General features: G+C 72.2%; 19 protein-coding genes. 4 read left to right on the top strand and 15 right to left on the bottom strand.

Features of this window, described 5'->3' with window-relative positions; translation table 11 throughout:
• Positions 1 to 21 precede the first annotated feature (21 nt).
• Both BLQ63_RS07990 and BLQ63_RS07985 read right to left on the bottom strand, forming a co-directional pair.
• Complete coding sequence (locus tag BLQ63_RS07990) at positions 22 to 954, bottom strand: aldo/keto reductase (protein WP_091031341.1); 933 nt, start codon at positions 952 to 954, stop codon at positions 22 to 24.
• A gap of 17 nt (positions 955 to 971) precedes the next feature.
• Complete coding sequence (locus tag BLQ63_RS07985; RefSeq protein ID WP_091031338.1) at positions 972 to 1,832, bottom strand: aldo/keto reductase; 861 nt, start codon at positions 1,830 to 1,832, stop codon at positions 972 to 974.
• 139 nt (positions 1,833 to 1,971) lie between these two features.
• Here BLQ63_RS07985 and BLQ63_RS07980 point away from each other — a divergent pair, with 139 nt between their 5' ends.
• Complete coding sequence (locus BLQ63_RS07980; RefSeq protein WP_218125132.1) at positions 1,972 to 2,892, top strand: LysR family transcriptional regulator; 921 nt, start codon at positions 1,972 to 1,974, stop codon at positions 2,890 to 2,892.
• Between the two features lie 10 nt (positions 2,893 to 2,902).
• Here BLQ63_RS07980 and BLQ63_RS07975 read toward each other — a convergent pair whose 3' ends face one another.
• Positions 2,903 to 3,835: a phosphotransferase family protein gene (locus BLQ63_RS07975; protein WP_091031335.1), complete on the bottom strand. Its 933-nt coding sequence runs from the start codon at positions 3,833 to 3,835 to the stop codon at positions 2,903 to 2,905.
• A 292-nt stretch (positions 3,836 to 4,127) separates the two neighbouring features.
• Here BLQ63_RS07975 and BLQ63_RS07970 point away from each other — a divergent pair, with 292 nt between their 5' ends.
• A complete protein-coding gene (locus BLQ63_RS07970; RefSeq protein WP_091031332.1) occupies positions 4,128 to 4,523 on the top strand; it encodes an SH3 domain-containing protein in 396 nt (131 codons plus the stop codon).
• A gap of 88 nt (positions 4,524 to 4,611) precedes the next feature.
• Here BLQ63_RS07970 and BLQ63_RS07965 read toward each other — a convergent pair whose 3' ends face one another.
• Complete coding sequence (locus BLQ63_RS07965; RefSeq protein ID WP_177154831.1) at positions 4,612 to 5,292, bottom strand: AfsR/SARP family transcriptional regulator; 681 nt, start codon at positions 5,290 to 5,292, stop codon at positions 4,612 to 4,614.
• 441 nt (positions 5,293 to 5,733) lie between these two features.
• On the opposite strand from BLQ63_RS07965, the gene BLQ63_RS07960 reads away from it, so the two are divergent.
• Positions 5,734 to 6,621, top strand: a complete 888-nt coding sequence (locus BLQ63_RS07960; RefSeq protein ID WP_218125131.1) for an aminoglycoside phosphotransferase family protein — start codon at positions 5,734 to 5,736, stop codon at positions 6,619 to 6,621.
• 10 nt (positions 6,622 to 6,631) lie between these two features.
• Here the strand turns inward: BLQ63_RS07960 and BLQ63_RS07955 are convergent, their stop codons facing one another.
• Positions 6,632 to 7,600, bottom strand: coding sequence for a S41 family peptidase (locus BLQ63_RS07955; RefSeq protein WP_091031321.1), 969 nt, complete (start codon positions 7,598 to 7,600; stop codon positions 6,632 to 6,634).
• 77 nt (positions 7,601 to 7,677) lie between these two features.
• On the opposite strand from BLQ63_RS07955, the gene BLQ63_RS07950 reads away from it, so the two are divergent.
• The gene (locus BLQ63_RS07950) at positions 7,678 to 8,175 is read left to right on the top strand and encodes a helix-turn-helix domain-containing protein (protein ID WP_218125130.1); all 498 of its coding nucleotides are present in this window, start codon (positions 7,678 to 7,680) and stop codon (positions 8,173 to 8,175) included.
• 43 nt (positions 8,176 to 8,218) lie between these two features.
• On the opposite strand, the gene BLQ63_RS07945 is transcribed toward BLQ63_RS07950, so the two are convergent.
• From BLQ63_RS07945 to BLQ63_RS07900, 10 genes are all read right to left on the bottom strand, one after another.
• The gene (locus BLQ63_RS07945; protein WP_091031318.1) at positions 8,219 to 9,229 is read right to left on the bottom strand and encodes a HEAT repeat domain-containing protein; all 1,011 of its coding nucleotides are present in this window, start codon (positions 9,227 to 9,229) and stop codon (positions 8,219 to 8,221) included.
• Positions 9,230 to 9,231: 2 nt separating this feature from the next.
• Positions 9,232 to 9,879 (bottom strand): HEAT repeat domain-containing protein, encoded by a 648-nt coding sequence (locus BLQ63_RS07940; protein WP_177154830.1) that lies wholly within the window; start codon positions 9,877 to 9,879, stop codon positions 9,232 to 9,234.
• 81 nt (positions 9,880 to 9,960) lie between these two features.
• The gene (locus tag BLQ63_RS07935) at positions 9,961 to 10,722 is read right to left on the bottom strand and encodes a hypothetical protein (RefSeq protein ID WP_091031313.1); all 762 of its coding nucleotides are present in this window, start codon (positions 10,720 to 10,722) and stop codon (positions 9,961 to 9,963) included.
• 141 nt (positions 10,723 to 10,863) lie between these two features.
• Entirely contained in the window at positions 10,864 to 12,351 is a 1,488-nt protein-coding gene (locus tag BLQ63_RS07930; protein WP_091031310.1) for an aldehyde dehydrogenase family protein, read from the bottom strand.
• Between the two features lie 8 nt (positions 12,352 to 12,359).
• Positions 12,360 to 13,361 (bottom strand): proline racemase family protein, encoded by a 1,002-nt coding sequence (locus BLQ63_RS07925; protein WP_091031307.1) that lies wholly within the window; start codon positions 13,359 to 13,361, stop codon positions 12,360 to 12,362.
• Positions 13,362 to 13,426: 65 nt separating this feature from the next.
• On the bottom strand, positions 13,427 to 14,344 hold the full coding sequence (locus BLQ63_RS07920) for a dihydrodipicolinate synthase family protein (RefSeq protein WP_091031304.1): 918 nt from the start codon (positions 14,342 to 14,344) through the stop codon (positions 13,427 to 13,429).
• A 12-nt stretch (positions 14,345 to 14,356) separates the two neighbouring features.
• Positions 14,357 to 15,757 carry an FAD-dependent oxidoreductase gene (locus tag BLQ63_RS07915; protein WP_091031301.1) on the bottom strand — a complete coding sequence of 467 codons (1,401 nt, stop codon included), beginning with the start codon at positions 15,755 to 15,757 and terminating at the stop codon, positions 14,357 to 14,359.
• Complete coding sequence (locus tag BLQ63_RS28785; RefSeq protein ID WP_091031297.1) at positions 15,754 to 16,077, bottom strand: (2Fe-2S)-binding protein; 324 nt, start codon at positions 16,075 to 16,077, stop codon at positions 15,754 to 15,756. Before BLQ63_RS28785 ends, BLQ63_RS07915 begins: the two co-directional genes overlap by 4 nt.
• Positions 16,074 to 17,255 carry an NAD(P)/FAD-dependent oxidoreductase gene (locus BLQ63_RS07905; RefSeq protein ID WP_091031294.1) on the bottom strand — a complete coding sequence of 394 codons (1,182 nt, stop codon included), beginning with the start codon at positions 17,253 to 17,255 and terminating at the stop codon, positions 16,074 to 16,076. Before BLQ63_RS07905 ends, BLQ63_RS28785 begins: the two co-directional genes overlap by 4 nt.
• Before the next feature lie 80 nt (positions 17,256 to 17,335).
• Complete coding sequence (locus BLQ63_RS07900) at positions 17,336 to 18,016, bottom strand: GntR family transcriptional regulator (protein WP_091031291.1); 681 nt, start codon at positions 18,014 to 18,016, stop codon at positions 17,336 to 17,338.
• Positions 18,017 to 18,096 lie beyond the last annotated feature (80 nt).

Below are 18,096 nucleotides of genomic sequence, written 5' to 3'. Positions count from 1 at the left end.
GTGGAATTGAAGTCGGTGTCCCTAAGGGACGGTGTATCCGGCGCCGCGGACCAGTTCGTACCATTCGGCGCGCGTCAGCGGGACCTCCGAGCCCTGTGCCGAGGCGGCCACGCGCTCGGGCGTGGTGGTGCCGATGACGACCTGCATGTTCGCCGGGTGGCGCGTGATCCAGGCGACCGCGATCGCGATCGGCGGGACGCCGTACTTGGCGGCGAGTCGGTCGATCGAGGCGTTCAGCTCGGGGTACTTCGGCGAGTCCAGGAACGGCCCGTCGAAGAAGCCCGCCTGGAACGGCGACCACGCCTGCACCGTGATGTCGTTGAGCCGGCAGTAGTCCAGCAGCCCGTCGTCGCGGCTGATCGACTGGTCGAGGCCCTGCATGTTCGCCGCGATGCCCTGCGCGACGAGCGGCGAGTGCGTGATCGAGAGCTGGACCTGGTTCGCGACCAGCGGCTGCGTCACGTGCTTGCGCAGCAGGTCGATCTGGCGCGGCGTGTGGTTCGAGACGCCGAACGCGCGGACCTTCCCGGCGGCGGCGAGCTCGTCGAACGCGCGGGCGACCTCCTCGGGCTCGACGAGCGCGTCGGGCCGGTGCAGCAGCAGGATGTCGATGTAGTCGGTGTTCAGCGCTTCGAGCGAGCCGTTCACGGCCTCGATGAGGTGCTCGTAGGAGAAGTCGAAGTACGGGCCCGGGCCCACGATCCCGGCCTTGGTCTGGATCACCAGGCGCTCGCGCTCGGACGCGCTGAGCCGCATGGCCTCCCCGAAGCGGCGCTCGCAGCCGTGGACCTCGTGGCCGTAGACGTCGGCGAGGTCGAGGAAGTCGATCCCCGCGTCGGTGGCGGTCTTGACGAGCGTGCGCACCTCCTCGTCGGTCTTGTCGGGGATGCGCATGAGCCCGAGCACCACGTTCGGCGCCTCGATCTCCGTGCCGGGCAGCTTGAACCTCTTCATCGGTGAATCCTCATTCTCTAGGCTGCGGACAGGCGGGCGACCAGGTCGCCGGTGAGCTTCAGCTCGGCCGCGCCGGCCGAGTCGCGGATGCTCTCGGGACGCGAGGCGCCCGGAATCGGGACGACCACGGGCGCGAGCGCGAGGTGCCACGCCAGGGTGACCTGGTAGACGCTGACGCCGAGCTCGTTCGCGACCTCGTTGAAGACCTCGTGACGGCTGCCGAGTTCGGGGGCGCTCTTGATGCCGCCCAAGGGGCTCCAGGGCAGGAACGCGACGCCGATCTTCGCGCAGTGCTCGAGTTCGCCTTCGCTGGAGCGGAACCGCGGCGAGAACTGGTTCTGCACCGACGCGAGCCGGCCGCCCAGGATCTCGTTGGCCTCGTCGATCTGGGCGACGCTCGCGTTGGAGATGCCGGCCAGGCGGATGACGCCCTCGTCGAGCAGGTCGCGGATCGCGCCGATCGAGTCGGCGTACGGGACCTGCGGGTCGGGGCGGTGGAACTGGTAGAGGCCGATCGCCTCGACGCCGAGGCGCTGCGCGGAGGCCTTCGCGGCCTCCTTCAGGTACTCGGGGCGGCCGTCCTTGGTCCAGCTGCCGTCCCCGGGGCGCAGGTGGCCACCCTTGGTCGCGACCAGGACGTCGTCGGCGCCCGAGCCGTACTCCTTGAGCGCCTTGGCGATCAGGGACTCGTTGTGGCCGACCTCGTTCGCGTCGCGGTGATAGGCGTCCGCGGTGTCGATGAGCGTGACGCCGGCGTCCAGCGCGGCGTGGACGGTCGCGATCGACCGCTCTTCGCCGGGCCGGCCCTCGATCGACATCGGCATCCCGCCGAGTCCGATCGCCGAGACCTGCCGGTCCCCGATGGTGCGCTGCTGCATTGGTGCACTCCTTGCGGCTGGGCGGGAGGCGCTGCCGCGCTCCCGTCGGCTGGCGGATTACCAGGTTGATGCTAGATACGGCTAATCTAGAAGTCCAACAACTGGTGTTTCTGGAATTGAGAATCCGAGGGAATGATTCATGGACCTGCGGCAGATGGAGTACCTGGTCGCGCTCGCGGATGAGAGGCACTTCACACGTGCGGCGGAGCTGATCGGGATCTCCCAGTCGGGCCTGTCGGCGGCGATCCGCAGCCTCGAGGACGAGCTGGGCACCGCCCTGTTCACCCGGACCACGCGCCGGGTCGAGCCCACCGAGGCGGGGTTCGCGCTGCTGCCGTACGCGCGGATGATGCTCGAGCAGGCCGCGGGCGCCCGCGACGCCGTGGTCAAGGCGAGCCGCGCCGTCTCCGGTTCGCTCAGCATCGGGGCCGAGCAGTGCCTCGGCCTGGTCGACGTCAACTCCCTGCTCGACCGCTTCCACCGCCGCCACCCGCTGGTCGAGACGATGTTCACCCAGTGCGGCTCGCACGACCTGCTCGGCATGGTCCGCGCCGGCGAGCTCGACGTCGCGTTCGTCGCCACCGACAAGCGCCTGAGCACCCTGCCGCACCGCGAGATCGGCCGCGAGCCGCTGGTGGTCGTGACGCTGCCCGACCATCCGCTCGCCGCGCGCTCCTCCGTGCAGTGGGACGCCCTCGGCGGCCAGGACTTCGTGGACTTCGGCGCGGCCTGGGGCGTGCGGGCGCTGAACGAGTCGGTGTTCGCCGCGCGCGGCCTGCGCAGGCGCGTGCGCTGCACCGTCAACGACGTCCACACGCTGCTCGACCTGGTCGCCCGGGGCCTGGGGATCGCCGTGGTCCCCAGGCACGTCGCCGCGAAGCCGCAGGCGGCCGCGCTGCGCGTCCTGCCGTTGACCGAAGAGGACACGCCTCAGTGGACGGTGTCGGTCGTCTCCACCGCCTGGGACCAGGCCGACTCCCCCGCCGCGCATCTCCTCGAACTGCTCCCCGGCGCCGACGCCGCGCCGTCCCCGGCCGAACCGGTGCGACTGCCCGTCTGAAGCCGGGTCGTCAAGCCGAGCGGTCGACCAGTGCGGCGCACCAGCGGAAGTGGCCGTCGGTGCCGTCGGTGGAGAACAGGTCGTACGTCGCCAGCGCGTAGGCGGTCTGGTAGAGCGCGAGGGTCTGCGGCGGGTGGCGCAGTTCGGCGGCGAAGCGGCCGGTGAGGGTCGCGACGTGCTCCTCGGCATAGGGCCCGTACATGTCCCAGACGGCGGCGGTGACGGCGGCCTCGAACGCGGGATCGCCTGCGGTGGTGAAGAACCCGAAGTCGAGGACGGCGACCGGGAGGCCGGTGGCGTCGACGTGCACGTTGGGCGGCACCAGGTCCCCGTGGACGACGGTGACGGGAGTATCGGGCAGTGCCCTGAGCGCGCGCACGGTCCGCTCGACGGTGACGGCGAGGTCGGGGACGTGGGCGGCGAGCAGGTCGCGGTGGCGGCCGACCGCGCGTTCGACGAGGTCGGCGAGGGCGTCCGGGAAGCGCGCGCGGTCCTGCCAGAGCGGGCGGTCGTCGCCTTGGACCGTCAAGCGCCGCATGGCATCGGTGCCGGGGACGGCGGCCAGGCCGCGCAGGACGGCGAGGAGGGCGTCGGCCTGTCCGGGCGGTATCGCACGGCCCGGGTCCCGAACCCCGGAGTCGGGGGCGAGCGGCGTCCCCGGGAGTTCGCGCTCATAGCTGACGAGGACCCCGTCGACCTCCTCGGTCTTCAGGATCTCCGGCGTGGCGAAGGGCGGGCGGTGGTGCGCGATGTCCGCGTACACCTCGCGCGTGAGCGCGAAGTCGGCCGGGGGCCGTCCGCTCCACACCTTGGCGACCGTGCCGGCTTCGAGCCGGTACACGGCGCCTTCGACGCCGGCGGCGATCGGTTCGGCGACGGGGAATCCCCGGCGCGCGAAGTACTGGGCCCAGGCGGCGGTGTGCCCTTGCCGGAAGTCGACCATGGGGGAAGTACAGCCGCCCGCCGCCGCACGCGCAACCGCATTACCGGCCGCCACCACCGACGCGGAATCCCTGCCGGCGGCGCAGGAGTGACGCAAAGGCCCTCAGTCGCGCGGCTCCACTACGGATTGTGCAGCGGATGTGCACGGGTTGTTCCCCATCGATGCCGTGACTGTGTGCGACGACGCGACCATTCATATGTCGATTGAGCGTCGCTCAGCGACTTGGCAGGGCCGGACGACGAGAAGCCTCTACTTCCCGCCGAACGGTCCGACATCAAGGAGGAGACAAGAAGTGAAACCCTTCGCCCGCAAGATCGCCGCCATCGCCGGCGGCACCATGCTGGTCCTCGCGACCGTCGGCTTCTCCGCCGCCCAGGCCGGCGCCGAGACCGTCCGGCCCGCCGGAGACGTCGGCGTCCAGTCCAACTGCAACCACTCGTGGGGCATCTACGACGGCAGCTACGGCGGCACCACCGGCAACGGCGTGAACATCCGCACCGGTCCCCACAACTCCAGCCCCGCCTGCACGATCGTGGGCCAGGCCCAGGCCTCGCACACGCTCCAGTACGACTGCTGGGACTCCGGCACCGGCGGCACGTGGTCGCACATCTACGACGTCAACACCGGCGTGCAGGGCTGGATCAAGGACAGCCTCCTGATCGGCAACGGGGCGAGCGTCCACTGCTAGCGGGTCCGCCGGCGGCACGCCTTGCCGGCGAACCGACATCATCGAGCGCCCGGACCCTCAGGGGCCCGGGCGCTCTCGTTCCGGGGCGTCAGAACTGCAGCGACCGATTGTCCATATAAGGCATTTCATCGCGCAATATGGAGACGTACAACTGCTGCAACTGCTGGCCCGGATTGATGCCGAGCTCGTCGTTCAACCGCGAGCGGTACATCTCGTACGCCTTCAATGCGTCGGCGGCCCTCCCGTCGTGCTGCAATGCGCACATGTACAGGTACACCAATTGCTGCCGGTACGGTTTGGCGACGATGAGTTCCGACAACTCGCCGATCACCCGGGCGGAGAGTCCGAGTCGCAGCTGCCATGACGCGCGCGATTCGATCGCGCTCAGCCGCGATTCCTCGAGCCGCAGCGAAGAGGCCTCGAAGACCTTTCCCGACAGGCCCATCAATGCCGGTCCGGTCCACAGCGCGAGGGCGTCGTCCATGATCTGCACGGCCTCCCGGAGCCGGCCGTCCTGCGCGATCGCCCTCGCCCGGTCCGTGAACGCGGCGAAATGGGAGCTGTCGCAGTCGACCTCGCCCGTGTGAATCCGATAGCCCTGTGGCACCGTCTGAACGGGATCATGGCCGTGGGCCCTCAGCACCCTGCGGAGCGAGGCCACGCGGTTGCGGACCTGCCGCCACGCGGTCGACGGAGGGGCGTCGTCCCACAGCGCATCGACGATGCGGACGATGGAGACCGCCGACCCGTCGCCGAGCAGCAGCAACACCAGTATCTTCGGATAGGTCCCACCGCGGAGTTCGATGAGTTTTCCCTGATGGCGTGTCTCGAACGGGCCTAGCAACCTAAACTCCACCTATGCTCCCAGCGTTGTTCAGATTGGATCTCTTCTGACTCTGGACTCGAATTCTAGACGAAACCAGTGATCAATGTGGTTCCGAAAACCGCGCTTCGACCACCCCCTCAGCGGGCCGGTTCCTCAGCGATGTGCATGGTTCTCCAGTGGTATTCCGATGCGAATTCCGGCACCGCCATCGATGTCCAAGAGATATGAAAGCCATCACAATTCCATTGTCCTGTCACGGGACCTATCGCGTCCATTCGCGCGCTCGGGAGCCGATACACGCGTATGCGAACGGACGCGGGCGCACCGCCGCCGGATCGCGGATTGCTACCTTGGGACGCGATCCGCGAACAGAGAGGCGCCCGCTTGAGCGACCCGATGATCGACGAGGCGATGATCCGCACGCTCCTCAAGGAGCAGCTCCCCCACCTGGCCGACCTGCCGCTCGAGCGCTTCCAGGGCGGCTGGGACAACCAGATGTGGCGCCTGGGCGACGAACTCGCCGTCCGCTTCCCTATGACCCCGCGCGCTCCCCTTCTGCTGGAACAGGAGCACCGCTGGCTCCCGGTGCTGGCCCCGCGGCTGCCGCTCCCCGTGCCCGCCCCGGTCCGCCTCGGCGAGCCCACCGGGGCGTTCCCCAAGCCGTGGCTGGTGACCTCCTGGGTCCCGGGCAGTCCGGCCGATTCGGCCCCGGTCGAGGACGGCCCGCGATCGGCGGCGGCCCTCGCGGCGTTCCTCACCGCGCTCCACCGGGAGGCGCCCGCGGACGCCCCGCGCAATCCGCACCGCAGCATGCCGATCCATCAGCACCCCGATATGGACCTTCACTCCGGCGGGTTCCTCTCCGCCGAGCAGATCCCTGCGCTGCAGGCGATCTGGGACGACGCGGTCGCCGCCGAGCCGTGGCACCGGCCGCCGGTCTGGATCCACGCCGACCTCCACCCGGCCAACGTGCTCACCGCCGGAGGGACGCTCGCCGGCGTCATCGACTTCGGCGACATGTGCGCCGCGGACCCGGCCGCCGACCTCTGCGCGGCCTGGATGCTGCTGCCCGAGAACGCGATCGCGGCGTTCCTCGACGCCCATCCGCTGGCCGACGCGGCGACGGTGCGCCGTGCGCGCGGCTGGGCGCTCATGCGGGCCTTCGGCCTCATGCAGGTCGGCCGCGCCGGGGAACTGGGCCAGACCGGAGGCAAGCCCACCTGGACGGCCGGCGGCAGGGCCACGATCGATCGGCTCCTCGCCGGCCGCTGAAGCCCTCGCGTCACTCGGCAAGGGCGCGAAGTGCTTGGGCCGCTTCGTCGGCGACCGGTGCGCGCAAGCCCTCCGCGCCGAGCGCCAGGACCGCTTCGAGGGCGCGGCGGTGGGCCTCGGGCAGGGCGTCGTCCGCAGTGGTCGGCACGTCCGGGGTGACGCCGACGCCTTCCCAGTTGCCGCCGGAGATCGGGCTGACCGAGCGGGCCGTCGGGATGGTGACCTCCAGGTGGGTGTCCACGCGGAAGCCCTGGCGCGGATGCGCGCCGCCCCTGGTCCGCTCGCCGATCACCACGGCCCGGCCGCGCTCTTGGAGGTCGAAGCTCAGCGCCTCGCCGCCGGAGAAGGTCGTGGCGCTGATGAGGACCCAGACGGGTTTCGCGCCGCCGAACTTGGCGCCGGGGACGTGGAAGGTCCACAGCTGCTCGAAGTCCGCGGGATCGCGCTTCGCCATGCCCGAGAGCTGCACGGGCTCGAAGTCGGTGAGGTAACTGTAGGCGAGGGCGACCGTGTTCGGGTCGCCGCCGAGGCATTCGCGCAGGTCGAGGATCAGCGCGTCGGTGGCGGCGAGGAGGTTCATCGCGGCGGTGACCTTCTCCCCTGCGACGGCGGGCGGGAACAGCAGCGGCGCGATCTTCAGCAGTCCGACGTTGCCGGGCAGGCGCTGCGCGTGCGCGACGCCGCCGCAGGTCAGGTCGCTCCACTCGGCCATCTGCCGCAGCTGGGTCGCCTCGTCGTCGTGGGTGTCGCTCAACTCGGCCGCGCTGTGCTTGAGCCGCAGGTGGAGGTCGCCGTTGACCGATTGCAGGTCGGCGGTGACGAGCTCGGCGAGGCGGGCCTGGTCGGCGTCGGTGTAGCGGCCGTCGGCCGCGTGCGCGGTGAGGGTCTTCCCGAGTTCGTCGGCGACGTCGGGGAACACGTAGTGCTCGCGGAGCAGCCGGACGACGTCCGGAACGACGGTGGCGGCGGATGGCGGCATGGAGTCCTCCTGAGGGCGGGTCCCTAGTAGTGAACCACCGATTTGACAAAGCGTCCAGTATTCTGGACACTTGATTCATGACAGCCGCCGACCCCGAATCGATGACGATCGCCACGACGCGGCAGTACCGCGCGCTGGGGCATCCGGTGCGCCACCGGATGCTCTTCGCCCTCGGGAAGGAGCCCGCGACGCTGAGCCGTCTCGCCGCCGACCTGGAGATCAGCAAGGGCAGCGCGAGTCACCACCTGAAGATCCTGCGGGAGGCCGGCCTGGTGCGGCTCGACCACACGCGGCAGGTCAGGGGCGGGACGGAGCAGTACTTCAAGCGGACCGCCGAGCGGATCCGGTACGACACCGGCGAGACGACCAAGGTGGTCCTCGCGGCCGTGGCCGAGGAGATCCTCACCGACGAGGGCGATCCGCTGGTGCTGCTGCGCAACGTCCGATTGAGCGAGGCGCAGGCGCAGCGGTTGCGGAAGACGTTGGAGGACATGGTCCACGAACTGCCCGATGAGGACGGTGAAGCGCGGCACGGCGTGCTGGTGGGCGTATACCGGCCCCGGTCGGAGACGTGAGGGCTGGGGCCCGTCCTGTGGAGCGGGCCGGGCGGCCGGCCCCTCAGGCGCCGCCCGCCCGGCCCTCGATCACGGCCGCCAAAGCCGTCGCGGTTCGGGCCACGGTCCGGTCGTCGTCCCCGGCCAGGCCGTGCAGCACCTCCAGCGCGAGGGCGGCGGGCATCTCGGCGAGCGCCTGGACGAGACGCATCCGCACCGCGGCGTCCATCGGCGGCGCGTCGAGCGCGTCGGCCAGGGCGTCCCTGATCCGTTCCGCCCGTTCCGGATCGGATGCGAGATCCCCCAGGACCTCGGCGGCCTCGACGTCGTTCGCGCCGTCGACCACCATGGCGACGAGCACCGGGACCGCCGCGGCGGCCCCCCGGGCGCCCAGCGCCAGGGCGGCGTGCCGGCGGACCGTCGCGTCCGCGTCGTCGAGGGCCTCCGCGAGCACCGCGGCCGCCTCGTCGCCGGGCATCTCGGCGAGCGCGAGCACCGCGCGGCGCCGCACCTCGACCCGCTCCGATCGGAGGCCGGGCGCCAGGCTGGCGACCACGTCGCGGTCGGCCCGGGCGAGCGCCCACCGCAGCGCCCCGGCGACGTGCGGATCGGATTCGGCCAGGACCGCCTCGGCCAGCAGCGGGGCGGGCATCTCCGCCTCCGGTGCGAGCGCGGCCTGCTGCCGCCGCGCGGCGTTCGGCGACCCGAGCCCGTGCAGCAGTTGGACGAGGCGCAGGACGTCCTCCCAGCCGGAGGGCTCCGAGGAGTCGACCGCGCGGAGCCGCTTGAGCAGCTCCTGCTCCCGGCTCAGCCGCGCTTCGGTGCCGCGGATGAGGTCGCCGATGAGCGCGGACGGGTCGAACCCGGGGTCGTCCAGGATCTGCCCGATCTGGCGCAGCGACAGGCCCAGGGTCCGCAGGCTCTCCACGTGGAAGATCCGGCGGATGTCCTCGTCGGCGTATTCGCGGTAGCCGCCGGTGGTGCGGCCGGTGGGCCGCACCAGTCCGAGCGCGTCGTAGTGCCTGAGCATCCTGGTGCTGACGCCCGAACGGCGCGCGACCTCGCCGATGAGCACGGTCAGGCCTCCTTGTCGCCGAGCGCTACGACACGCTTGGCCTCGTGGATCGCGAGCTCGAAGGCGGCGTCGGGGTCGCCCAGGAGTCGTTCGGTGGCCTTCGCGTGCGCGTAGACGACCGGGTCGCGGCTTTCCATGGCGGCCTTGAGCACCGGTTCGACCACCGCGCCGAGTTCGATGAGGGCGCGGCTCAGGCTGAGCTGCACGTCCCGGTCGCCGCGACCGAGCTGCGCGGCCAGTTCCTCGGCGAGGTGCCGCTCCTCCCCGTCGGGGACGAGGGCGGCGGCGGCGCGCCAGGCGCTGCGGGCGACCTCGTCGTCGGGGTCGCGCAGGTGGGACCGCGTGATCGCGGGCCAGGCGCGGGCGTCGCCGATCTTCGAGAGCGTGTGCAGGGCCTGGCTGCGGGCCTGGGTGTTCGGCGAGTCCAGTTCGGCGAGCAGCCTCGGCACGGTGACGTCCGGCGGGAGCCGGGTCAGCGCCCAGGTGAGCATGTCGCGCACGTAGAAGTCGCTCTCGACCGCGCACCGCGCGATGAGGGCCTCGGCCGAGGCCGGGTCGGGGTCGGTGCCGATCGTGAGCGCGGCCTTGAGCCGCGTCGACGAGTCGGGGCCGGCCAGGGCGTCGGCCGCTTTCGTGTGCCGTGGGTTCATCGGAACCACCTCCGACACCCAGTCAAGACCTTGACATCGTGTCAATGTCAAGCGTTCGGCGAAAACGGTTCGGGACGGGCCCTAATGTTCGCAGCCGTCGGCGGTGTGATGGTGGAACAGGATGGGGTGCATCAGGTGCGCGAGGTCGTGCTGGCTGCACACCGGGCGCGCGAACTCCAGGCGCAGCCACCGGCCGTGCGCGGGGCCGGCGGTGTCGTCGCCCAGGTCGATGACGAAGCCGTACCGGTCGAGCCGCATCGCGCGCGGCACGCCGGCGTAGGCGGCCCCTTTGGCCTCGAGGAGGTGCCGGAGGTGGTGGTCGAGCTGCGCGGAGTGGTGGTGGGCCAGGTCCTGGAGGAGGTCGCCTTCGCATTCGTGGAGCGGATCGGGCTCCGCGGCCGCGTAGTCGAGGGGGTCGATCTCCTCGGTCGAGCCGGGCCGGTTGAGGGACACGCGGCGCAGTTCGATGCGGTGCATCGTGATCCGGTCGCCGACGTCGAAGAGTTCGGGGATCGGGTTGGACCGCGCGTATTCGAGCACGGCCGCGCGGGTCGCGGTTTCGGGCACGCGGCTCAGCGTGCCGGTGAGGCGGATGCGGCCCAGGCTCGGGGCGCCGCGCAGCGGCGGCACGTCGTCGACGGTCAGCGAGACGTCGGGGGCGGCGCCGCTCTCGCGGAGGCGCCCGGTGATCTCGTCGCCGGGGGCGGCGAGCAGCAGCGGCCTGCCGGTGCGGTCGGTGGCGTGGTGGAAGCCGGTCACCGGGATGCCGTCGGCGAACCGCAGGGCCCCCTTCAGGCGGCCGCGGGCCAGCGTGCGGGCGACTTCAGCCGCGGATGGGCGCATTGCAGTCCTCCGATCGCCCCGTGAGTTAGCCGATGCTAAATCAATTTAGGCTGCCCTAATTTAGCAGGGTCGGAGCGGAGGCGCCAGGCCCCACGCCGACGGGCGGCCACCGAGTCGATGACCGCCCGTTCGACGCCCGGTTCAGTTCCCCGCACCGCCCCAGCGGGCGGATTCGCCGGCCTCGGCGATGCGCTGCGGCACGCCCCAGGGGTTGTCGTCGCGCAGCGGCGGCGGGAGGAGAGCCTCCGGTGCGTTCTGGTACGCCACCGCCTGCACGAAGCGGCCGATGGCCGCCGTGCCGACGCTCGTACCGCCGGAGGTCGTTGCGGGCCAAGGCCCTCCGTGCTGCATCGCGGGGGTCACCGCGACGCCCGTGGGCCAGCCGTCGAACAGGACCCGGCCGGCCCGGCGCGCGGCGGCGCGCACGAGCCGCGCGACGTCGTCGCCCTCGGCGCGGTGCACGGTGACCGTGAGGTTGCCTTCGAAGAGCTCCTCCAAGAGGTCCGCGTACCGCTCGCCGTCCGGGACGTCGACCAGGATCGCGAGCGGGCCGAAGCACTCTGGAAGGAGCGTGTCGCCGCCCGCGCGGAGGTCGTCGAGCGCGACGGCCGCGATCGTGGGCGTCACCCAGGCCTGGCCGTCCTCGTCGGTGCGGACCTCGCCGGGGGCGAGGACGCGAACGCCCTTGGCGCCCAGGACTGCTTCGCGCCGCTGCGCGTAGCCCGCGGCGATGCGCGGGTTGAGCATCCGGTGCTCGGCGATGGCGGCGGAGGCGGCGGCGACCGCCTCGGCGAGGCCGTGGCCCTCGGGCAGGAACACCAGGCCCGGTTTCGTGCACAGCTGCCCGGCGGACCCGCCGACGCTCGTGACGAGTCCGGCCGCGATCGCCGAGCCGCGCTCCTCGATCGCTCCGGCGGTGACGAAGACCGGGTTGACGCTGCCGAGTTCGCCGTAGAACGGGATCGGCGCCGGACGCGCGGCCGCGATGTCGGCGAGCATGCGGCCCGCACCGGTCGAGCCGGTGAAGGCCGCGGCCTTGACGAGCGGGTGCTTCAGCATCGCGGTGCCCGCGTCCTGGCCCTCGATGAGCTGCAAGGTGCCCGTCGGCAGTCCGGCGCCTTCGAGCGCGGCGGCGACGAGGGCCGCGGTGCGCTCGGACAGGCGCGGATGGCCGGGGTGGGCCTTCACGATCACGGGGTTGCCCGCGGCGAGTGCGGCCGCGGTGTCGCCGCCCGCGACGGAGAACGCGAACGGGAAGTTGCTCGCGGCGAAGTTCAGCACCGGGCCCACCGGTTCGTTGACGCGGCGCAGGTCGGGGCGCGGGCCGAGCGCGAACTCGGGGTCGGGCCGGTCGATCCGGGCGTCGAGGTAGGTCCCGTCGACGACCGTGTCGGCGAAGAGCCGCAGCTGGACGGCGGTGCGCTTCAATTCGCCGCGCAGCCGCGCCTCCGCCAGTCCGGTCTCGTCCATCGCGAGCGCCACCAGCTCGTCGGCGTTCGCGGTGAGCGCGTCCGCGGCGGCGTTGAGCGCGGCGGCGCGGGCGGCGGGAGCGCTGAGCGCCAGCGCGTGCGCGGCGTCGTCGGCGGTGCGCGCGATCGCGTCGAGCGCTTCGGTCGGCGTGTCGGTCATTGGTTCTCCTAGAACTGGAATCCCGACGGGAACGGGTCGGTCGGATCGAGCGTGTACTGGGCCGTGCCGGTCACCCAGGCGCGGCCGGTGATCCGGGGGATCACGGCCGGGCGGTCCCCGACGGTCGTCTCGGCGACGAGGCGCCCGATGAAGCGGGTGCCGATGAAGGACTCGTTGACGAAGTCGGCGTCGAGCGGGAGTTCGCCGCGAGCCCACAGTTCGGCCATCCGGGCGGAAGTGCCGGTGCCGCAAGGGGAGCGGTCGAACCAGCCGGGGTAGATCGCCATGGCGTGGCGCGAGTGCTTCGCGTCCGAGCCGGGGGCGATGAACTCGACGTGGTGGCAGTGGTCGAGTCCGGCGATCTCGGGGTGCACGGGCGGCGCGGTCTCGTTGATCGCGTTCATGATCGCGAGGCCGGCGGCGATGATCTCCTGCTGGTGCGAGCGGTCGAAGGGCAGGCCGACGGCGTCGAGGTCGACCATGGCGTAGAAGTTGCCGCCGAAGGCCATCGAGTACGGCACCGTGCCCAGGCCGGGGACTTCGACCGTGGTGTCGAGGACGTCGACGTAGCTGGGGACGTTCTCGATCGTGACCGACTCGGCGTGCCCGTCGACGACGTCGACGCGGGCGGTGACGGGCCCGGCGGGCGTGTCGAGGCGGATCTCGGTGACGGGCTCGACCACGGGGACCATGCCGGTCTCCACGAGCACCGTGGCGACGCCGATGGTGCCGTGCCCGCACATGGGCAGGCACCCGGAGACTTCGATATAGACGACGCCCCAGTCGCAGTCGGGGCGCGTGGACGGCTGGAGGAGGGCGCCGCTCATCGCGGCGTGGCCGCGTGGCTCGTTCATGAGGAACCGCCGCAGGTCGTCCATGTGCTCGATGACGTGGAGGCGGCGCTCGTTCATGGTCTCGCCGGGGATGGTGCCGACGCCGCCGGTGACGACCCGGGTCGGCATGCCCTCGGTGTGCGAGTCGACGGCGCTGATGAGCCGTGTCGTTCTCATGTCGGTCCAATCGGTGGTGGTCGCGAGGCGGTCGGGAACACGGAGCGGTGTTCCCGACCGATGCCTCATCGTGCGGCGGCGAAGTCGAGCGCGCGGCGGGTGTCGCGGACGACCTGGGCGTGGTGCTCGGGCGTGAGCGGCCCGCGCGGCGGGCGGGTCGGTCCACCGTAGCTGTTGCCGGCGATGTCCATCGAGAGTTTGATGGCCTGCACGAACTCGGTCTTCGTGTCCCAGCGGAAGACGGGGACGAGGCCGGTGTACAGCTCGCGGGCCGCTTCGAGCTTCCCGGCCACGACGAGGTCGTAGATCTCGACGGCTTCGCGCGGGAAGGCGTTCGGGTAGCCGGCGAACCATCCGGTCGCGCCCATGACGAGCGATTCGAACAGGAGGTCGTCGGCGCCGGCGATGACGTCGATGCCGCACCGCTCCCTGATCTCGGTGACGCGGCGGATGTCGGTGGAGAACTCCTTGATCGCGACGACGTTCTCGAGTTCGAAGAGTTCGGCGACCAGGTCGGGGGTGAGGTCGACCTTGGTGTCGATCGGGTTGTTGTACATCATGATCGGCAGGCCGACCTCGTCGACCTTGGCGTAGTGCTCGAGCACTTCGCCGCGGTTGGCGCGGTAGATCGTGGGGGGCAGGAGCAGGACGCCGTCGGCGCCGTCCTCCTTCGCGTACTCGGCCCACTTGACGGCCTGGTGCCAGCCGACGCCGTGGACGCCGGCGACGACGAGCCCGCGGCCCGCGACCGCTTCGACGGCGACCTGGATGACCTTGCGGCGCTCCTCGTCGGTGAGGGAGGAGTACTCGCCGAGGGAGCCGTTGGGGCCGACGCCGCGGCAGCCGTTGCCGACGAGGAAGTCGCAGTGCTCGGCGAACTTGTCGTAGTCGACCGCGAGTCCGCCCGGCGCCTTCGGGTCCTCCTTGAACGCCAGGGTGGTCGCGACGATGACGCCGCCGAGGTCGAACTTCTTGTCACTCATGGAAGTGCCTTTCTACGCACTGTCGCCGTTGGGCGCGGTGGCGAGCTCGGCGAGGTCGCCGAGTCGGATGGGCGCGGCCAGTGGCCGCCGGTCGGAGGTGTCGCAGGGGTCGCCGGTCGAAGCGCCGGTGAGCTCCTCGACGGTGCGCCCGCACATGCGCGCCTGGCAGATGCCCAGGCCCGCACGGGTCGTGAGTTTCACCGAGCGCAGCGCGGACTGCCCGGTGGCGGCGGCCGTGTCGCGCAGCCGCCCGTAGGGGACCTCCTCGCAGCGGCAGACGACGGTGTCGTCGCGCAGCCAGGAGGTCCAGCCGGGGCGGATGCCGTGGGCGGCTTCGATGCGCCGGGCGAGGTCGGTGGTGGCGCGGCGCAGGCGCCGGTCCCCGGCGAGTGCGGCCGGGTCGCCGCCCGCCGCGCGGTGCCCGGCGATGCGGCCTTCGACGAGGGCCGCGTCGACCCCGCCGATGCCGGTGATCTCCCCGGCGGCGTAGACGCCCGGGACGCTGGTGCGCTGGTCGGCGTCGACCTGGACGAACCGGTCGGGGCCGATCGCGCACCCGGCGGCGATGGGCAGTTCCAGGCGGGGCGTGAAGCCGTGGCTGACGCAGACGGCGTCGGCGGCGACGGTGCGCTCGGTGCCCGGGATCGGGGCCCAGTCGGCGTCGAGGCGGGCGATGACGGCCTCCTCGACGCGTCCGTCGCCGCGCGCTTCGACCACGGCGCGGCCGAGGCGGTAGGGCACGCGGCGGGAGAGGTGGTGGAAGGCGTACCCGGCGAGTTCGCGTCCCTTGTGGGCGGTCCTGAGGAGGCGCTGCGGTCGGGGCAGCCAGCCTCTGGCGATGGCCGGGAGCCGGGCGGCCTCGTACACGCCGAGGACGGTGGCGCCCGCGCCGGTGAGCGACTGGGCCACCGGCAGCAGGAACGGCCCGGCGCCGGCGACGACGACCTTGCGGCCCACGCGGATCCGCTCGCCTTTGGCGAGGGCCTGGGCGGCCCCGGCGGAGTAGACGCCGGGGAGGTGCCAGCCGGGGAAGGGCAGGGTGCGGTCGTGGGCGCCGGGGGCGAGGACGACCGCGTCGGCGGTCAGGCGGCGGGACTCGCGGCCCGCGGCGTCGCTCGGTCCGATGAGGACTCTCGCGGTGGTGCCGCCCGCGGTCTCGATCGCCCAGACCTGGGCCTCGGTGATCACTTCGACGCGGTCGCGGACGCGGGCCTGGAGGTGCTGGAAGTGCTTCCAGCCGTGGTGGAGTCGGGCTTCGCGGCGGCTCGGGCGCTGCGGCGGCAGGTGCCGCCAGTACTGCCCGCCGAGGCCGTCGCCGGAGTCCAGGAGGGTCACGCGCGCGCCGGCGTCGGCGGCGGCCGCGGCGGCGGCGAGCCCGGCGGGCCCGGCGCCGATGACGAGGACGCGGGTCATGGGCGTGCTCCTTCCGCGGAGTCGTGGTCGTCCTGGGTCTCGACGGCGTCGCCGTCGGCGGCCCGCCTGAGGCACAGGCGCACATCGCTCTCGCCGTTGACGGTGGCGACGCAGTCGAAGCAGACGCCGATCCCGCAGAAGACGCCGCGGGGGCGGCCCGCGGTGGTGGAGCGCCAGGCGGTCCGGCCCTGTGCGAGGAGGACGCCCGCGATCGACTGGCCTTGGAGCCCTTCGACGGTCTCGCCGTCGACGGTGAGGCGCAGCGGCCGGGGCTCGGCGGGCCGGATCGGGTCGGCGCCCCAGGGGACGATGTCGCTCATGGCGCCTCCAGGTGCGGGGCGAGGCTGGGCCGCGAGAGCCGGAACGGGGCCGGGTCGAGCGCCGGGGCGGTGCCGGCGAGCTGCGCGCACAGGAGCGCGCCCGTCACCCCGGCGAGGCCGATCCCGGCGCCTTCGTGTCCCGTGGCGTACCACAGGCCGGGGTGGCGGTGGTCCTCGCCGATGACGGGCAGGTGGTCGGGCATGTAGGGCCGGAAGCCGCCGTAGGAGCGGATCACCGGCGTGGTCTCCAGGAACGGGAAGAGCCGCAGGGCCTTTCGGGCGACCTCGGCGAGGACGGCGACGTCGAGGCGGTCGTCGAAGCCGATCTGCTGGCGGCTCGATCCGATGAGGACGGTGCCGCCGGGGGTCGACTCCACGACGCTGGAGGTCTGGAGCGCGGCGTCGGCCGACTGGGTCGCGCCGAAGTAGTCGCCGTCGTAGACCTTGTGGAACACCCTTTGGCGCATGCGGGCGGTCACCAGGACGGTGCCGCGCCTGGGGCGCACGGGGATGTCGGCGCCGAGCGATGCGGCCACCGAGCCCGACCACGGCCCGGCGGCGACCACGACGTGGTCGGCGGTGATCCGGCCCGCGGCGGTGCGGACGCCGCTGATGCGGCCGGCGTCGTCGCGCAGGGCGCCGAGGACCGCGTCGCCTTGGACTACGCGCGCGCCCGCGCGCCTCGCGGAGGCGAGCAGGGCCTCGGCGGCGACGACGGGCTGGACCTGGGCGTCCTGCGGGTAGTGGACGGCCGCGGTGAGGTCGGGGTTGAGGTGGGGCTCCAGCGCCAGCGCCTCGGCGGCGCTGAGGTCGGCGGCCTCCACGCCGACGGCGGCCTGGCTCCGGGCGAAGGCGCGCAGCGGTGCGGCGCCCGCCTCGGTGAGGGCGACGACGATGCCGCCCTTGCGTTCGTACTCGATGGAGGGGAACGCGTCGCCCAGTTCGGCGGCGAGTTCGGCGGCGAGGCCGGGCCATGTCGCGGCGGCCTCCAGCGCGAGGTCGAGTTCGGGCCCGGGGGCCTTGTCGGAGACCAGGAGGTTGCCTTCGCCGCGCGCGGTGGTCGCGCCGGCCGGGGCCCCGCGGTCGACCACGACGACGCGGCGGCCCTCGCGCGCGAGGGCGCGCGCGCACGCGGCGCCGATGATCCCTGCGCCGATGACGACGACGTCCGCTCGCATGTGGTCCCTCCTTTCCCGAACAGTAATATGTCACATATTAATAGGGCTGACGGGGGCGCGGCCCCCGCTTGAGTCGCGGGTTACTCCCCCTCGGCCGCTTCGGGTTTGCCGGCCCACCATCCGACGGCGTGCCTGATGTGCTGGCGCATGAGGTCCTCGGCCGCGGCCGCGTCCCCCGCGGCCAGGAAGTCGAGGAGCTCGTGGTGCTCGGCGGCCGAGACGTCGAGCATGCTGGTCTCCAGCAGTGAGACGAGTCCGACGAGGCGGGTGCGCGCGCGCAGCTCGGCGATCGTCTCGACCAGCACCGCGTTGCCGAGCAGCGCGGTCAGGTCGAGGTGGAACTTCTGGTCGGCGAGCAGGTAGGCGGTGAGGTCCCCCGCGCGGGCGCCCTTGACGATCGCGTCGGCCTGGGCGCGGAACTCCTCCAGGCGGCCTGCGGGGAAGACCGGTGCGAGGCGCGCCATGGCGTCGGGTTCGAGCAGCAGCCGGATCTCGACGATGTCCTGGAGCAGGTCGTCGCTCACGGCCGTGACGCGGAAGCCCTTGTTGCGCACCGGCTCCACGAAGCCGCGCTTCTCCAGGTCGAGCATCGCCTCGCGCACGGGCGTGGCCGACACGGCGAACCGCTCGGCGAGCGTGGGCACGGTCAGCAGCGTCCCGGGGGCGAGCTCACCGGAGATGATCGCGGTGGCGAGCGTGCGCTCGACCCGCGCCCGCAGACTCTGACCCGGTTCCAGTCGCTGGATGGATGGCAACGTCACTCTCCCGCTCGCCCTTCGATAACGCAGTTGTGAGGGCAAGGCCATGGCCGACGCCGTCGCATCGCAGCGTACACCTCACC

The sequence above is a fragment of the Glycomyces harbinensis genome (assembly GCF_900101745.1).
In the GTDB taxonomy this organism is placed as follows: Bacteria; Actinomycetota; Actinomycetes; order Mycobacteriales; family Micromonosporaceae; genus Glycomyces; species Glycomyces harbinensis.
The sequence above is the reverse complement of the archived record's forward strand: the minus strand, read 5'-3'. Positions and strand labels throughout refer to the sequence as shown.

What these genes read in the sequence shown, in the direction of transcription:
- BLQ63_RS07915 (WP_091031301.1), bottom strand. Translation starts at nt 15,757, where the DNA reads ATGACCCGCGTCCTCGTCATCGGCGCCGGGCCCGCCGGGCTCGCCGCC.
- BLQ63_RS07925 (WP_091031307.1), bottom strand. Translation starts at nt 13,361, where the DNA reads ATGAGAACGACACGGCTCATCAGCGCCGTCGACTCGCACACCGAGGGC.
- BLQ63_RS07980 (WP_218125132.1), top strand. Translation starts at nt 1,972, where the DNA reads ATGGACCTGCGGCAGATGGAGTACCTGGTCGCGCTCGCGGATGAGAGG.
- BLQ63_RS07940 (WP_177154830.1), bottom strand. Translation starts at nt 9,879, where the DNA reads ATGAACCCACGGCACACGAAAGCGGCCGACGCCCTGGCCGGCCCCGAC.
- BLQ63_RS07930 (WP_091031310.1), bottom strand. Translation starts at nt 12,351, where the DNA reads ATGACCGACACGCCGACCGAAGCGCTCGACGCGATCGCGCGCACCGCC.
- BLQ63_RS07920 (WP_091031304.1), bottom strand. Translation starts at nt 14,344, where the DNA reads ATGAGTGACAAGAAGTTCGACCTCGGCGGCGTCATCGTCGCGACCACC.
- BLQ63_RS28785 (WP_091031297.1), bottom strand. Translation starts at nt 16,077, where the DNA reads ATGAGCGACATCGTCCCCTGGGGCGCCGACCCGATCCGGCCCGCCGAG.
- BLQ63_RS07935 (WP_091031313.1), bottom strand. Translation starts at nt 10,722, where the DNA reads ATGCGCCCATCCGCGGCTGAAGTCGCCCGCACGCTGGCCCGCGGCCGC.
- BLQ63_RS07955 (WP_091031321.1), bottom strand. Translation starts at nt 7,600, where the DNA reads ATGCCGCCATCCGCCGCCACCGTCGTTCCGGACGTCGTCCGGCTGCTC.
- BLQ63_RS07985 (WP_091031338.1), bottom strand. Translation starts at nt 1,832, where the DNA reads ATGCAGCAGCGCACCATCGGGGACCGGCAGGTCTCGGCGATCGGACTC.
- BLQ63_RS07975 (WP_091031335.1), bottom strand. Translation starts at nt 3,835, where the DNA reads ATGGTCGACTTCCGGCAAGGGCACACCGCCGCCTGGGCCCAGTACTTC.
- BLQ63_RS07950 (WP_218125130.1), top strand. Translation starts at nt 7,678, where the DNA reads ATGACAGCCGCCGACCCCGAATCGATGACGATCGCCACGACGCGGCAG.
- BLQ63_RS07905 (WP_091031294.1), bottom strand. Translation starts at nt 17,255, where the DNA reads ATGCGAGCGGACGTCGTCGTCATCGGCGCAGGGATCATCGGCGCCGCG.
- BLQ63_RS07990 (WP_091031341.1), bottom strand. Translation starts at nt 954, where the DNA reads ATGAAGAGGTTCAAGCTGCCCGGCACGGAGATCGAGGCGCCGAACGTG.